The organism is Pseudomonas petroselini (assembly GCF_045037875.1).
GTDB lineage: Bacteria > Pseudomonadota > Gammaproteobacteria > Pseudomonadales > Pseudomonadaceae > Aquipseudomonas > Aquipseudomonas petroselini.
In genome coordinates this window covers 3,486,165-3,501,402 of sequence record NZ_CP173614.1, presented here as the reverse complement: position 1 = coordinate 3,501,402, position 15,238 = coordinate 3,486,165, and the positions used below count along the sequence as shown (strand labels likewise).

The window sequence follows — 15,238 nt, the reverse complement described above, 5'->3', positions numbered from 1 at the left end:
CTTTAGGGCTTTACTGGCCGATCTCGGTGCGTTCCAGCCTGGTCAATTCAAGTGCGAGGTCGACGGCTTCAATTTGAAGTTCCAGGTCGCAATGGACCAAGGCCTCCCGATAGCGCTCGCCAAAGTCGGGATACAGATTTTCCAGGCGCACATGCTCCGCCTCTCGACGGGCTTGCAGCGCGACGAACCGGCTGCGGTATTTGATCTTCAGGTGGTCCGACCAAAACCCACGCGCTATCAGGTCCTGGAGCAGCTCTTCACCCTGCTCCGCCTGGGTCACCTGGGCAAACATGACATCGAGGTCTGCCGGCGTCACGCCGGACGCCCCGACATACAACATCCCCTGCGGCTGCTCGGGTAATTGCAGACGCTCGGCCAGGCCCACACGGTAAGCCATGCGAATCTCCGCCGGGTCGATTCGCGGCTTGCGCCGAATGACCTCATGGGCCAATGCCTCGACTTTATCCAGACGAAACAACCCTTTACCCAGTCGCAGCAGTACGGGCCCTTCCTGCCCGGCTTCGACGTTTTTCAAGGCATTGAACTCCAACGCCTTGAGGGTCAGGTCGGTAAAGTTGAGCATCCGCCCGTCACCGCAGGTGTAGTCCGCATTCGCTTGGGCAAACAGCAACTCCCGGAGCGCGTCGTCGCTGTGGGCAGCCTCCAGCAATCGCCACACGCGTGCGGTGAGCCCACGCCGATCAGTGGTGAAGTCACGGGTTTCCTTGAGTTCGGCAATGACACTGAAGAAGTGTTGGTGACCTTCACGAGCCTTGAGTGCCCGCCAAATAAGCTGTTTTTGAGCCGCATCGGTTTCAGCGCTGCCAAGCCAGCGGTCGAGCTGATGGGCCTCTTGCTCGGTCACGTCCTCAGGCTCACTGTCACTGTCGGCTTCACTCACTTCATAGGAGGTCGTCTCGGTATCCGCGCCCTCGAAACCACGCTCAAGCTCACGCGAGGTGAAGCGAAAGTTGATGTGAGTGTCCTGCCAGTAGTCATAGATCTGCGCCATGGTTTCACGGGACAGCAGGTTGTCCCGCAGGTCGGTGCCACGCATCAACGGGTCATGACCTTGCAGGGCTTCTTCGGGGATGCTCGTCAACTGGTTGTTGCGCAGGTCCAGGTACTTGAGTTCCGGGGCCTGAAGGACGCCGTGGGGCCATTGAGTCAATTGATTGCTACGCAAATCCAAGGACTCCAGCCGGATAAATGCACTGAAGTCCAAGCCTTCCAGGCTGTTCCAGCCCAGATTGAGCCGTTGCAGTTCGGGCAGGCTGCCAAGCCGTTGTTGCAACGCCGGCGTGTGGGTCAGGTAGTTATTGGAAACATCCAGTTGGACCAAGTGTTGCAGGCTGCTGACCGCCTCGGGCAACTGATCGAGCCCATTACCGCCCAGGTCAAGGTGGCGCAGATTGGGGAACGCCTTGAGAAAATCATTGGAGCCCTGCTCACTGATCCTGGCCATGTTCAAGCTCAGGGACGTGACCTGTTCCAGTGTTGCGGGCAACGCGGGCAAATCGCCCACATGCGCCCGCGACAAATCCAGGATGAGTTCCCGCGCAGGCATTTGCGCCAGGTTTTCTTGGCGCCATACACTCAGAATCGCGTCGGCAGCCCTTCGCCGCAACGTCGGCGTTACCCTTTCGTCGAGCAATGGGAAGGGTTTGATGTCAATCCAGGTGTTGAGCGCGTGTCTGAATGCCTGGTACTCCTGGCGCCACACCGAGAGGCGTGCGTCGATTTGCAGCGGCGTGAAGTGCTGGCTCAGCAAATGGTCGACGATCTGCTGCGCTTCCCTTTCGCCCATTGTCGGGTCCAGCAGGCGCAACCTTGCCGGGGCGCTCAATGGCGGCTCACCCTCAAGCGGCTCGGATGAAAGCTGAGGTAACACGCTCGAGGCGCGAAGCTCGTCGTCAGACGCTGGGTAATATTCCCTTTCACCCCAATTTGTTCGTGTCTGTAACAAGTGGGCATTCGCTGACGACCCCTGCCCCGCCCGGAAGCGCGCGATAATCTCGTCACGCCGTACAAAGGCGGTGTCGGTCAATGGGCAGCCTCGCAAATTAGCCGTGGCCACAAGCCGCACTTGGTGGGGTTGTACCACCTCAGGCACAGTGGTGATGCCACTGCGGCCCAGACTCAGGTGTTGCAGGTGCGGTAAGTCGAGCACCCCGCTTGGCCATTCAACGATAGCGGTGGCACTCACGTTCAGCGATTGGAGCGCTCGCAGAGCACTGACGTCCAGTGTGCCAAGGCGGTTTCGGCTCATGTCGAGGCGCTCAAGGGCAGTCAGTTGATTCAGGCGAACCTGCATAACGGGGTTGACGGTCAAATAATTGCCCTGCAGCTCTAACTCTTTAAGCTGCCTCATGCCTTCAATCGCCGACGGCAGATCATCCAACCGCATCCGGGATAAATCGAGACGTTCGACCTGGGGGAATTTGCGCAAAAACGTGCTGAGTTCAGGCTCGGTCAGACTCAGTCCGCGGAGGTTCAAACTGCGGATGTGCGGATAAGCCCCCCCAGGTAAATGCGGTAGGTCGTTCAGCCTGCCACCTGACAGGTTAAGCACTCTATTCACCGGTGGCATCTCACGCATATCAGCGAAACGCTCCAAAAAACCGTTGCGCCAGCACGCCAATAGCCGGTCAGCAACGTCCTCCCGGTGGTAGCGGTCAGCCGCATAGCGTTCGACCCTGACCGCCTTGACCTTCCACTCATCCAGTTCGCGGACCAGGTCAGCGTACGCCTGACGCAAGGTGCCGATTTCATCGAGCATGGCCTCAACCGAAATTCCCGGCGCCCGTAAACCCACCGGATAATGCTCTCTGGCCGTGTTTAATAACCCCTCCAAACACTCTACGCGGTACATTTCGGTCATGCTCCGGACGTCCGCCAAGTGAGCGGGATGCTCAAACAGGTAGCGATACACCGACATGAACGACGCGTGGTCGAGCCTTGACCACCCCAGGCTCAACCCGCGCCATAAGCGCTCGTGACCGACGAATAACCGCGCCGGCACGCTTGCAATCGGGTTGCCGTCCAGCCTCAATGCGTCCAGCTGTGGCAGGTCCAGCACGCCTGTCGGCCAACGGGTCAGTTGGCAAAACGTGAGGTCCAGCGACTTGAGCTTCTTTAGTTCACTGACGTCGATGCCCTCCATCGTCCCTCTCAGGCTCAGGTGTTCAAGGTACGTCATGCCGTTCAACTGCTGCTGCAGTGCAGCCGAATACACGAGGCCGTCGCCGTGCACATGCAAGCCGGTGATTGCGGCGTTGCGTGTGATAGCCGGCGGCAGCGCTGCGCCTTCGGCCAGTGATACCGACAGGCGGCTGACCGATGGGAATTGCTCGAACAACGCCGCACCGCCGGGCCCCTCCAAGTCGGCAGCGTTGACTGTCAGCCTGACCACATGGGAAAAATCCGCCTCCAGCCGGGGCAGGTTTTCGACGCCCGATAAATCCAGGTGTTCGTTGACAGCTACGCCACGATAGGGCGTCGAGCGCCAACAGTTGATCAACTCACTGGCCAGCGCACGCCTCATAAGACGCAGACCTTCGGCCACGATGCGCTCAGGCGACTGCTCCACCGTGGCCTGAAAACGCTCTGTAGGCTCGTGCGCCCCGACCCACTGTTGCAGCGTGCCCTGTAAGCGCTCCAGCTCACTCTGGCGACTGCTGAGCAGGCTGAGCATTTGCTGATCAGTTCGACCGGCCAGTAACTGCCCCTGGACAAATTGGATGGCCGAGCGGTGGTCAACCTGCGGATAGATATCACGCACCCTGGCCACCCATTGCGGGTTGACCGGGAACCCTGCCCCGCGCCCGCTGAGCACGTAGCCGGTGTAACCGGGCTGCAGCCGCTTGAAGCGCGGTTTGATCGGCTGCTGGCCCAAGGCACGGGACATCGTCTCGCGATGCCCCACCGCATACTCAGCCAGGGCCTTTTGCAGCTCGCCGGACTGGCCCACATGGGGCAGCCCCAAATCACCGCGCGCGCCGTCCGGCAACGCGTGCAGGATGGATGCAAACAGATTGCGTCCGTGCCGGGGCACGCTGTTCAACGCGTTGCCGTTATCGTCGAAGGCCTGAAATTGATTGTCATGCTTGACCAGGTATTTGCGCTGCGGTGCCGTCTCGCTGCCGACACTGTCCAGCAACGGCCCTTCCACGCCGGTCTCTCGCACTTCAAGGCGCACCGCGTCGGACCAACCTGCCAGATGCTCCAGGGCGTGCAGTGCCAGGCGGTCGCTGTCGGTGGAGGCCAGGCTTTCCAGATAGAGCCCCGCGCACGCGCGACTCAAGCGGCCCTGCTGCTGCAGGATCCGGGCCCGTTCCGCCATCTTCAGCGGCAGGCGCTTGGTCTGCGACAGGTGCACGTGCTCAGCTGGCGTAGCGTTAGCCAATACCTCGCGCGCCGCTGTGGTCGAGAGCCCGCGAAAGCTGCGCCGCACGTCCTCCAACGCGGGCACGACGGGCTCGGTACCGCGCGCGATGCTGTCGAAGATCGTCGCCTTCTGGGTTTGCAGAAAATCGGCAATCTGCTCCCTGAACACCGCGACCCGCTCAGCGACCACCCGTGCGCCCTCACCGCCAAGCAAACCGGTAATTTCCGGCTCATCCAACGCCGCCAGAATCAGCTCGGGCAGCTGGCTGCTGGACACTTGCAGGTGCGTGACCTGAATCACCGGCTTGACGCCCCCGACCGACGTGCCCCACCGGCTTGACTTGCCCGTGAGCCCAGGCCCGTCGAACACCTCGATACAGCGCCCGCGCGGCCAACGTGGCATGTCGACGACCAGCGGCGGCACATAGTTGTAGCGGTTGTCCGGCACGCGCTGCCCCGCGCGCGCCTGGTCAATCAGTTCATGCACCTGCCGATCAATCCGAAATTGCTTCAGGGTTTCCTCCAACTGTGCAGGCGGCGCCTTGTGATCACTATGCATCCGGCGCAAAGCGTCGTCGTCGACACCGCTGATTTCGGCGAACTGCAGCAGCTGCGCATCACTGAAGGCATCGGTCGACGGCCCTATCCGGCGCAACAACGTCAAACGATCCCAGGTGTGTGGCCGTTCGAAGCGGTGGCGCCAGGCGCCCGCGTGGTTGTGGCTCAACACCGGCTGGTAGGCGTTGGGATCGCTGGGGTGCTTGATCCGCCACTGGTTGAGCGTGGCGTCGAAGGTCTTTTCATACACCTGGCCCTGCAGACGAATGTAAGTCTTGCCGCCGACCTCATACTGGCCCATGGCGTTTGGCTTAAGGGCGGGAGGCAACATGACTGCGCTGTTGTACGCACGCAGGTCGGCGTTCCACAGGCGTGGTTCACCAAAAGGCAGCTTGACCCTGTGCAAACCGTCCACAAAAGCACTGGCCTTGATTACCGGAGCCCTGGCCGCCACCGCGCCCAGCGCTGCCATGAAGACAACGTTCTGCAACACCGACGCCAGATGTTGCCAAGCCTCATCGGCATCCCCCACCTGCCAGGCCTCGACGCCCTGGTACACCTCGTACGTCAGTTGGGCCGCAGTCACCGCCAGCATCACTTCCCCAAGGCCCGGCACGAAAAACGCCGCGACATTCAGCACGTTCAGGCCCCACTCGGCATAGTGCTTGAGCCGCTCGATCCAAGCCTTGTGGTCGACCTCTGCGGTGGGTACCGCCAGCAACCTGGCATTCGCCTTGATCCGCTCCAGATGGCGGTCATACAGCGTGGAAAAAATCTCGGGCTTGTGAAACGTCTCGTCGGGGTGCAGATCGAGTTCGTCGTTCCAGACCTCCTCGAAGATGCCATCGACGAACCCGTCAGGGTTATAGCCAGGCCCAGGCGGTGTCGGGCTTGGGTTCCAGCGGTACACCTTGAGCTGAAGCCTGAGGCGGCGGAAAAAGTTCGCCGACTCGTCCTGGGGCAAGAACCCCGCAAAGAAGCGCTGATAAGTCGGCGAACGCAGCTTGACGGCCAATGCCTGGGCAAACGCCTTGAGTGACGGGTACTCCTTGACCGGACTGGCCGGATCACCCGGGATGTAGACGATGATGCGCGTATCACGTACCAGGTACTCACTCGCAGGCGGTACCGGCAAATGCGTGGGAAAGACCAGCGTAGTCCCAGGCTTGCGTGGGGCTGAGCCGATAATCAGCACATCGCTCAATGCCGCGCCCAGCACGGTCAATTGGCTGTACGCCACCGGGTAGCCATCCAGCATTGGCCCAGGCTGGCCATCGAGTATCGCCAGTAAGGTCGCGTAGGCCGTTTCATCAAGATTGGATTGCAAGCGCGCTATGTGCGCCTGCAAACGCAAACCGGCCTTGTTGGCCGCGATTGTCTGCCGGCGTACCTCGTCGGCCGTGGCCGGGGTTTCAAACACCGCGCCAATGTGGTCCTGATACTGCGTGCCCAGGTCCAGCTTGCGACACAGTTGGGCAAATGCTTCGGGCTTGATCGCCAGCTTGTCACGAATGCGGTAACGCACCTTGCCAAACGGGTAGTGCTCAGTTTCATCGTACCGGTGTTGTTCCAGTGCCTCTTCTGGCGCCAAGGCGCTGGTTTCCTGCAGGGCCACCTCATCGAACGGCTCATCGGCCTCGAAGTTGCGCAGTGCCGCCTGCAATAGGCTCTGGGCGTCGGCACGATTGGGCGCGCGCAGATGGAAAAGCTGGGTTTTGTTGACGTCCGGTGCCAGGCCAAAAGTGTCGCGCAACGCCTGGTTGAGCAACGGTGTGGCGAAGTCGGTGAGGGTCTTGAAGTTCGCCAGGGTCTTGGCCAGGGTTTGACTGGCGGACAAGTAGCCGGCCTGGCTATCCAGCAATGCTCGGCGCAACTCAGGCCGGGCACTGGCAAAAAGCTCAGGCTGGGCGGCTGTTAACGCCTGCAGCGGGTCGCGCGCGCGATGCAATCGCTGGATGTCGGCGGTCGTCAGCTGTTCGAGCCACTTGGGCAGGCGTCCTTTGATAAAGGTGACGTGAAGCCCCTCGCTGAGGGGGCTGTCGAGTGGTGACATGAGGCATGGGTTCCTGATGCTGTTTAGGGAGCCTCAGGACATCACGCGGATCAACGGGCGAAGCGGTGCATAGTTGCGCGGGTTCTGTTGTATTGGTTTCGCTGCGGTCATTGCCGCGGAACTGACTATGCTGGATACACAGGGCGCTAACCCTGAACCGGGAGGGTGTTATGGACGACTCAGGCAACAAACCGCCAACGTTCTGGCAAATGCTCCACAGCGTGGTCGCTGCCGCCTTCGGCGTGCAAAGCGGGAAGAATCGCGCACGTGACTTCACGCACGGCAAGCCCAGCCACTTTGTCGTCCTGGGCATTCTGTTCACGGCCGTGTTCGCCTTGACGCTGTTCGGCGTCGTCAAGTTGGTGTTGCACTTTGCGGGGGTGTAGAGCACGCGGAATAAGGGAACGGGCGGGCCGTTCCCTTATTCCGGATGTTACGGGTCCTGCTGCGGATCTCGCCCTCTTCCTACTGATGGCTGACCCAGAACACGGCGGTTCCCACCACCAGGATGATCAGGAACAGAATGGCCCAGGCATCAACGGTGCTGTCGGGTTTACGGGCTTTTGTCGAATTGCTCATCGCATCGCCTCTTGTCGGTTTTATAGGTGATTGCATTAAGACTCGACCACAGTAAAGTCCACACTTGCCCCTATGACAAATGTGGATATCGAGATAATCAATCTCATTAGTCGATTTGGTTCTTTGCATATACTCAAACATCACTTTTGCGCATAAACGCAAACTGGTATCGTGCCCCCGCTCCGTTGGGAGTGCGCGGCCGTGCGCGCAGATTTGCCGAGAACAGGACCTATATGTACGTATACGACGAATACGATCAGCGCATCATCGAGGACCGCGTCAAGCAGTTCCGTGATCAGACCCGACGCTACCTAGCAGGTGAACTGAGCGAAGAAGAGTTCCGCCCTCTGCGCCTGCAAAATGGCCTTTATGTTCAGCGCTTTGCGCCGATGCTGCGGGTGGCCGTGCCTTATGGCCAACTGACTTCGCGCCAGACGCGCATGATGGCCAAGATTGCCCGTGACTTCGACAAAGGCTATGCCCACATCAGTACCCGCCAGAACGTACAGTTCAACTGGCCGGCGCTGGAAGATGTGCCGGACATCCTGGCTGAACTGGCGACCGTGCAAATGCACGCCATTCAGACCAGCGGTAACTGCCTGCGCAACGTGACCACCGACCAATTCGCCGGCGTGGCCGCTGACGAACTGATCGACCCACGCCCCTGGTGCGAAATCGTCCGTCAATGGACCACCTTCCACCCAGAATTCGCCTACCTGCCGCGCAAGTTCAAGATCGCCATCAATGGCTCGACCTCGGACCGCGCCGCCATCGAAGTGCACGATATCGGCCTGGAGCCGGTGCACAACGCGGCCGGCGAGCTGGGTTTCCGTGTACTGGTCGGCGGTGGCCTGGGCCGTACGCCCGTGGTCGGCGCGTTTATCAACGAGTTCCTGCCGTGGCAGGACCTGTTGAGCTACCTCGACGCCATCCTGCGGGTCTACAACCGCTATGGCCGTCGTGACAACAAATACAAGGCCCGGATCAAGATCCTGGTAAAAGCGCTGACCCCTGAGGTCTTCGCCCAGAAAGTCGACGCCGAGATGGAACACCTGCGCGGCGGCCAGACCACCCTGACCGAAGCCGAAGTGCACCGCGTCGCCAAACACTTCGTCGACCCGGAGTACAAGGCCCTGAGCAATCAGGACGCCGAGCTCGCAGCGCTGGATAAAGAGCATCCAGGCTTCGCCCGCTGGCGCACCCGCAACACCCTGGCGCACAAAAAGCCGGGCTATGTGGCAGTCACCCTGTCGCTGAAACCGACCGGTGTTGCACCGGGCGATATCACCGACAAGCAGCTGGACGCCGTGGCCGACCTGGCCGAGCGCTACAGCTTCGGCCAACTGCGCACCTCCCACGAGCAGAACATCATCCTGGCGGACGTGGAGCAGAGCCAACTGTTCACCCTGTGGGGCGAGCTGCGCGAAGGCGGTTTCGCCACGCCGAACATCGGCCTGCTGACCGACATCATCTGCTGCCCGGGCGGCGACTTCTGCTCCCTGGCCAACGCCAAGTCGATCCCGATCGCCGAATCGATCCAGCGCCGTTTCGACGACCTGGACTACCTGTTCGACATCGGCGAGCTGGACCTGAACATCTCCGGTTGCATGAACGCCTGTGGTCACCACCACGTCGGCCACATCGGCATCCTGGGCGTGGACAAGAAAGGCGAAGAATTCTACCAAGTGTCCCTGGGTGGCAGCGCCAGCCGCGATGCGAGCCTGGGCAAGATCCTCGGCCCGTCCTTCGCCCAGGAAGCCATGCCCGAGGTGATCGGCAAGCTGATCGACGTGTACATCGAACAGCGTACCGAAGATGAGCGTTTCATCGACACCTACCAGCGCATCGGCATTGACCTGTTCAAGGAGCGCGTCTATGCAGCGAATCATTAAGAACAACGAAGTCCTCGACGAAACCTGGCACCTGCTGCCCAAGGACGCGAGCTTCGACGGCATCTCCAACTGCGACGACCTGATCGTGCCGTTGGCACTGTGGCGCGAACACGGCCACGCCCTCAAGGCCCGCGATGGCGGCCTGGGTGTGTGGCTGGACGCCGATGAAGAAGCCGAAGAAATCGGTGAGGACGTGGAACACTTCCAAGTCATCGCCCTGAACTTCCCGGCCTTCACCGACGGGCGTAACTACTCCAACGCACGCCTGCTGCGCGACCGTTACGGTTACAAAGGCGAGCTGCGCGCGATTGGCGACGTGCTGCGCGACCAACTGTTCTACCTGCGCCGCTGCGGGTTCGATGCATTCGCCCTGCGCGCCGACAAAGACCCGTACGAAGCGCTGGAAAGCCTCAAGGACTTCTCGGTGACGTACCAGGCAGCAACGGATGAACCGCTGCCGTTGTTCCGTCGGCGCTGAGTCTCAAATGTGGGAGGGGGCTTGCCCCCGATGGCGGTGGATCAGTCAATGAATCTGTTGACTGGCCCTCTGCTATCGGGGGCAAGCCCCCTCCCACATTGGCATCTACTTGCTCTGTAGACCGGTCTTGATCGACGCCAGCACCTGCTTCTGCCCCATCGAACACGGCACGCCTTCCGGCTGCGCCCGCGCTGCCTCGATCACCCCCAGCAACTGCGCCTTGCTGTGGGCCAACTGCGCCTGCATCTCTTCGATCTGCACGACCTTGCATTCCAGTGCCTCGATCAACGCCTCACGCTTGTACTCCCCCGGCGCCGGCATTAATGCCTTGAGTTCCTGCAAGGTAAAACCTGCCTGCTGCGCGCTCTGGATCAGTTGCAGGGTTTGCAGCGCCTCCGGCGCGTAACGCCGGTAACCGTTTGCCTGGCGCCCCACCTGGCTGATCAGCCCTTCGGCCTCATAAAAGCGGATCCGCGACGCCGCCAGCCCGCTCTGCTTTGCCAGCTCACCAATATTCATCACCGCACCTGCTTGACATTAAAGTTAACTTTAAGCTTAGCCTGAGACCTCCTCTGCTCAGGAGTCAACCCATGTCACCCTTTGAAGCCCTGCAACTGCCCAATGGCCAAGTCCTCTCCAACCGCATCGCCAAAGCGGCGATGGAAGAAAACATGGCCGATGGCAATCAGGCGCCGTCCCGTGAATTGAAGCAGCTTTACAAAGCCTGGGCCGCCGGTAATCCCGGTTTGTTGATCACCGGCAACGTGATGGTCGACCGCCGCGCCATGACCGGCCCCGGCGGCGTGGCCCTTGAGGATGAGCAGTACCTGGCGAGCTTCAGTGAGTGGGCCGACGTCGCCCGCGGCAACGGCGTGCACTTCTGGGTACAACTCAGCCACCCAGGCCGCCAGACGCCGGCCAACCTACGCCAGCAAGCCATTGCACCGTCCGCCGTGGCGCTCGACCTCGGTGGTTTCTCGAAGATGTTTGCCACGCCCAAGGCCATGACCGAAGACGACATCCAGGACGTGATCCAGCGCTTTGCCACCAGCGCACGCCTGGCCGAAAAAGCCGGGTTTACCGGCGTGCAGATCCACGGCGCCCATGGCTACTTGCTCAGTCAGTTCCTGTCGCCATTGAGCAACCAACGCACTGACCGCTGGGGCGGCGCCCTGGAGAACCGCGCGCGCCTGTTGCTGGAAGTGATCCGTGCGGTACGCGCCAGCGTCAGCCCGTCGTTTTGTGTCGCCGTCAAACTCAACTCTGCCGACTTCCAACGTGGCGGTTTTGCAGAAGCCGATGCACGTGCCGTGGTCGCAATGCTCAACCCGCTACCCATCGACCTGCTGGAGTTATCCGGTGGCAGTTACGAAGCACCCGCCATGCAAGGCGAAGCGCGTGACGGCCGCACCCTGGCGCGTGAGGCGTACTTCCTCGAGTTCGCCAGTCAACTGGCAACCATCGCCAAGATGCCGGTGATGGTCACCGGCGGCATCCGTCGCCTGCCCATAGTGCAACAGGTACTGGACAGTGGCGTCGCCATGGCCGGGATCGCCACCGCCCTGACGCTGGAACCCCACTTGATCCAGCACTGGCGCGAAGGCCGCGACCCCAACCCGCAACTCAAGCCTATCGACTGGCAACGCAAGCCCCTGGCCTCTCTCGCCATACTCGCCGTGGTGCGCTACCAGATGCGCCGCCTCAGCCGCGGCCATTCGCCCAAAGCCAACGTCGTGCCGTGCATGGCGCTGGTGCGCGACCAATGGTTTCTGGCGCGGCGCACGCGGCAGTACCGGGCGGCTATGACGCAATCTTCACATTAAAGGCGGAGCATTCGCCGTGATCGAACTGTCCCCTATTGATCAGCAGTTTTTAACCTCACTGACGATTGGAGTTCTTCATGGCGAAAATCAACCTGGCCCAGCAATTGGCGACCACCCTTGAACAGGCGGGCATCAAGCGTATCTGGGGCCTGACCGGCGACAGCCTCAACGGCCTCACCGACGCCCTGCGCACCATGGACAGCATCGAGTGGATGCACGTGCGCCACGAGGAGGTGGCGGCCTTCGCCGCCGGTGCCGAAGCAGCGGCCACGGGTGAACTGACGGTGTGCGCCGGCAGCTGCGGGCCGGGTAACCTGCACTTGATCAATGGCTTGTTCGATTGCCATCGCAACCATGTGCCGGTGCTGGCGATCGCCGCACAGATTCCTTCTTCGGAGATCGGCCTGAACTATTTCCAGGAAACCCATCCCCAAGAGTTGTTCAAGGAGTGCAGCCACTTTATCGAGCTGGTCACCAACCCCGAGCAGATGCCCCACGTGCTGCACCGCGCCATGCGTTCGGCGATCCTCAATCGCGGCGTGGCAGTGGTGGTGATTCCGGGTGACGTATCGCTGCTGGAAGTGGAGGATAAGCTCAAGCCCTGGCCAGCCCTGCACGCGCCGCGCACATTGCCCGCGGAACAAGACCTGCAACGCCTCACCGAGCTCCTGGAAAGCAGCCAGAAGGTCACCCTGCTGTGCGGCAGCGGTTGCGCCGGCGCCCATGACCAAGTGGTGGCCCTGGCTGACGCGCTGGGCGCACCCGTGGTGCATGCCCTGCGCGGCAAGGAACATGTGGAGTGGGACAACCCGTTCGATGTGGGCATGACCGGCCTGATCGGCTTCAGCTCCGGTTACCACGCCATGCTCGGCTGCGACACGTTGATCATGCTCGGCACCGACTTTCCTTATCGCCAGTTCTACCCCACTGACGCCACGATCATCCAGGTTGACCGCAACCCGCAGGCCCTCGGCCGCCGCGCCACGCTGGACCTGGGCATCGCCGCGGATGTCAGTGAAACCATCGACGCCCTGCTGCCGCGCTTGACGCGCAAGACCGATCGCAGCTTTCTCGAGACCTCCTTGAAGCAGTATGAAAAAGCCCGCCAAGGGCTCGATGACCTGGCTCAACCGTCGAAGGCCAATCGGCCGATCCACCCACAATACGTGGCGCGTTTGCTCAGCGAGTTGGCGGATGACGATGCAATCTTTACCGCCGACGTCGGCTCACCGACCGTGTGGGCTGCGCGATATTTGAAGATGAACGGCAAGCGCCGCCTGATCGGTTCGTTCAACCACGGCTCGATGGCCAATGCCATGCCCCAGGCCATCGGCGCGCAGGCGGCCTTCCCGGATCGCCAGGTGATTTCGATGTCCGGTGACGGCGGCTTTGCCATGTTGATGGGGGATTTCATTTCCTTGGCGCAGTTGAAACTGCCGGTGAAAGTCATCGTGTTCGATAACGCCTCGCTGGGCTTTGTCGCGATGGAGATGAAAGCCGCAGGTTACCTGGACGCCGGTACCGAACTGAAAAACCCGGACTTCGCCGCCATGTCCAACGCCATGGGCATCCTCGGCATTCGCGTGGAGCAATCCGAAGACCTGGAGCCCGCCCTGCGCCGCGCCCTGGCCCATGATGGCCCGGTGCTGGTGGATGTGGTCACCGCAACCCAGGAGTTGGTGATGCCGCCGACAATCAAGCTGGAACAAGCCAAGGGCTTCAGCCTGTACATGCTCAAGGCGGTGATGAGCGGCCGGGGCGATGAGGTGATCGAACTGGCGCGCACCAACTGGTTGCGCTGACCCTCATTGGCGCAAGGAAGCGCCTTAGCTGTGGCGAGGGAGCTTGCTCCCGTTTGACTGCGTAGCAGTCCCAGTCTTTTCAAACAAAGGCCTGGGGCCGCTTCGCGGCCCAACGGGAGCAAGCTCCCTCGCCACATTGAGAGTAAACAGCTTTAAGTGGGCGGGTAATCAGCCGTGCTGCTTGGCCACCCACATGGCGTAAGCATCAATAAACGCCTGCAGGAACGGCTTGGTCTTTTCAGACACATTGCCCGCCTCGTCAAATACACTGCCCGCGCCGCCCAGGTAGGCCTCCGGCTGCTGCATGCAGGGCACATCGAGAAACACCAGGGACTGGCGCAGGTGATGGTTGGCGCCAAAACCACCAATCGCCCCCGGCGACACGCTGATGATCGCCCCCGGCTTGCCACTCCAGGCGCTCTGCCCGTAGGGCCGAGAACCTACGTCGATGGCATTCTTCAAGGGCGCGGGCACGGAGCGGTTGTATTCCGGGGTCACGAACAGCAGCGCGTCGGATGAGCTCACGTGTTGACGGAAAGTACTGTAGGCTGCCGGCGGTGTCGCACCGTCAATGTCTTCGTTGTAGAGCGGCAAGTCGCCAATTTCCACAATGTTCAACTTCAGGTTGGCAGGGGCCAGTTCGGCCAATGCCAGCGCGACCTTGCGGTTGATCGAGTCTTTTCTCAAGCTGCCAACCAGGACGGCTACGGTGTAGACCTTGCTCATTGGGGGTTCCCGACGTCTGACTAAAGGAGCTTGTAGTTATAGAGTCTTCGCGGCGTGTTCACCAGAAGGTTTTGATAATCCTCCGGGCATTTGCATCACGCAGTGACATGTAGGAATCATCTGAAAAGATAAGCGAATAGTATTTTTATTCCGTAAGTAAACTACCCCGCTCCCTGACGGTCTACAGAACCGCAAATCGAGTGTTTATCTCCAGAGGTTCTAAACAGATGGCAGCAGTACTAGTCGGACAGTTTCATGCCAGAGACGCAGAAGGACGTGTGTATTCGGTGCATGAGTTCCAGGAATCCAACCCGGCGCAAGGCGACCTGGCTGGCTCGGCACCTACCACCACCTACAAGCTGGCCATTGGCGATCGTGTAGAAAAGCTGGAAGGCGACGAATTCAAGTTGATTCAATCGGGCACGATTCTCGTGCGCGAGTCGCGAACCACCCTCGCGTCATAAGATCACGCCTTATCCACCTGCTCAGTCCTGGCCATTGATGGCGTCGACTGGGCTGGGGTGATCACGGCCGGCGGATCTCCGTGACCTCAATGCCCTGCTCCCCCTCGACCTTCTTCAAGGTCACCATCAAGCGTCCCCGCTCGCCCTGCACGGCAAACATCGAACGCTGGTAGCCCGCGCTGTGGTAACCCGGATACGCGACCACCTGCCTGACCAATGCCACTTCCAAGACTGCCCCCACCTGTTCGGCCACCTGTTCCTGGGAACGGATGAACGTTTCAAGTGCCAGGTTTTCCGGCGTGCTTTCGTTTTGAGCGTTGAAGAGATAAGCAGCCACGCACCCGACGGTCACCAAGACCAGCAGTTGCTTGGCCGTTACCCCGAGGATCGAGGGTAGAGGCATGTGAGACCAGACCTGTTTTTGTTGTTAATGCCGGCAGCCGGCTTTGGTCGTTGATGATCAGCGCAGCCATTCTA

General features: G+C 60.8%; 10 protein-coding genes. 6 read left to right on the top strand and 4 right to left on the bottom strand.

Annotated features, from left to right (window positions below; all coding sequences use genetic code 11):
* Positions 1–10: 10 nt before the first annotated feature.
* Positions 11–6,997 carry an NEL-type E3 ubiquitin ligase domain-containing protein gene (locus tag ACI512_RS16145; protein ID WP_236380490.1) on the bottom strand — a complete coding sequence of 2,329 codons (6,987 nt, stop codon included), beginning with the start codon at positions 6,995–6,997 and terminating at the stop codon, positions 11–13.
* A 170-nt stretch (positions 6,998–7,167) separates the two neighbouring features.
* On the opposite strand from ACI512_RS16145, the gene ACI512_RS16140 reads away from it, so the two are divergent.
* From ACI512_RS16140 to ACI512_RS16130, 3 genes are all read left to right on the top strand, one after another.
* Positions 7,168–7,383: a DUF2970 domain-containing protein gene (locus ACI512_RS16140; protein ID WP_231809868.1), complete on the top strand. Its 216-nt coding sequence runs from the start codon at positions 7,168–7,170 to the stop codon at positions 7,381–7,383.
* A 426-nt stretch (positions 7,384–7,809) separates the two neighbouring features.
* Positions 7,810–9,468 (top strand): nitrite/sulfite reductase, encoded by a 1,659-nt coding sequence (locus ACI512_RS16135; protein ID WP_012723853.1) that lies wholly within the window; start codon positions 7,810–7,812, stop codon positions 9,466–9,468.
* Positions 9,452–9,946, top strand: a complete 495-nt coding sequence (locus ACI512_RS16130; RefSeq protein WP_012723852.1) for a DUF934 domain-containing protein — start codon at positions 9,452–9,454, stop codon at positions 9,944–9,946. Before ACI512_RS16135 ends, ACI512_RS16130 begins: the two co-directional genes overlap by 17 nt.
* 105 nt (positions 9,947–10,051) lie before the next feature.
* Here the strand turns inward: ACI512_RS16130 and ACI512_RS16125 are convergent, their stop codons facing one another.
* On the bottom strand, positions 10,052–10,465 hold the full coding sequence (locus ACI512_RS16125) for a MerR family transcriptional regulator (protein ID WP_236380486.1): 414 nt from the start codon (positions 10,463–10,465) through the stop codon (positions 10,052–10,054).
* Positions 10,466–10,536: 71 nt separating this feature from the next.
* Here ACI512_RS16125 and ACI512_RS16120 point away from each other — a divergent pair, with 71 nt between their 5' ends.
* Together ACI512_RS16120 and poxB are read left to right on the top strand one after the other, a co-directional pair.
* Positions 10,537–11,769, top strand: a complete 1,233-nt coding sequence (locus tag ACI512_RS16120; protein WP_236380479.1) for an NADH:flavin oxidoreductase/NADH oxidase family protein — start codon at positions 10,537–10,539, stop codon at positions 11,767–11,769.
* Between the two features lie 77 nt (positions 11,770–11,846).
* Positions 11,847–13,571, top strand: coding sequence for a ubiquinone-dependent pyruvate dehydrogenase (poxB, locus tag ACI512_RS16115; RefSeq protein WP_236380476.1), 1,725 nt, complete (start codon positions 11,847–11,849; stop codon positions 13,569–13,571).
* A gap of 168 nt (positions 13,572–13,739) precedes the next feature.
* Here poxB and ACI512_RS16110 read toward each other — a convergent pair whose 3' ends face one another.
* Positions 13,740–14,297, bottom strand: coding sequence for an NADPH-dependent FMN reductase (locus ACI512_RS16110; protein ID WP_236383782.1), 558 nt, complete (start codon positions 14,295–14,297; stop codon positions 13,740–13,742).
* A gap of 227 nt (positions 14,298–14,524) precedes the next feature.
* Here ACI512_RS16110 and ACI512_RS16105 point away from each other — a divergent pair, with 227 nt between their 5' ends.
* Entirely contained in the window at positions 14,525–14,761 is a 237-nt protein-coding gene (locus tag ACI512_RS16105; protein ID WP_064053864.1) for a hypothetical protein, read from the top strand.
* A 61-nt stretch (positions 14,762–14,822) separates the two neighbouring features.
* On the opposite strand, the gene ACI512_RS16100 is transcribed toward ACI512_RS16105, so the two are convergent.
* On the bottom strand, positions 14,823–15,164 hold the full coding sequence (locus ACI512_RS16100) for a hypothetical protein (RefSeq protein WP_064053865.1): 342 nt from the start codon (positions 15,162–15,164) through the stop codon (positions 14,823–14,825).
* Positions 15,165–15,238: the final 74 nt, after the last annotated feature.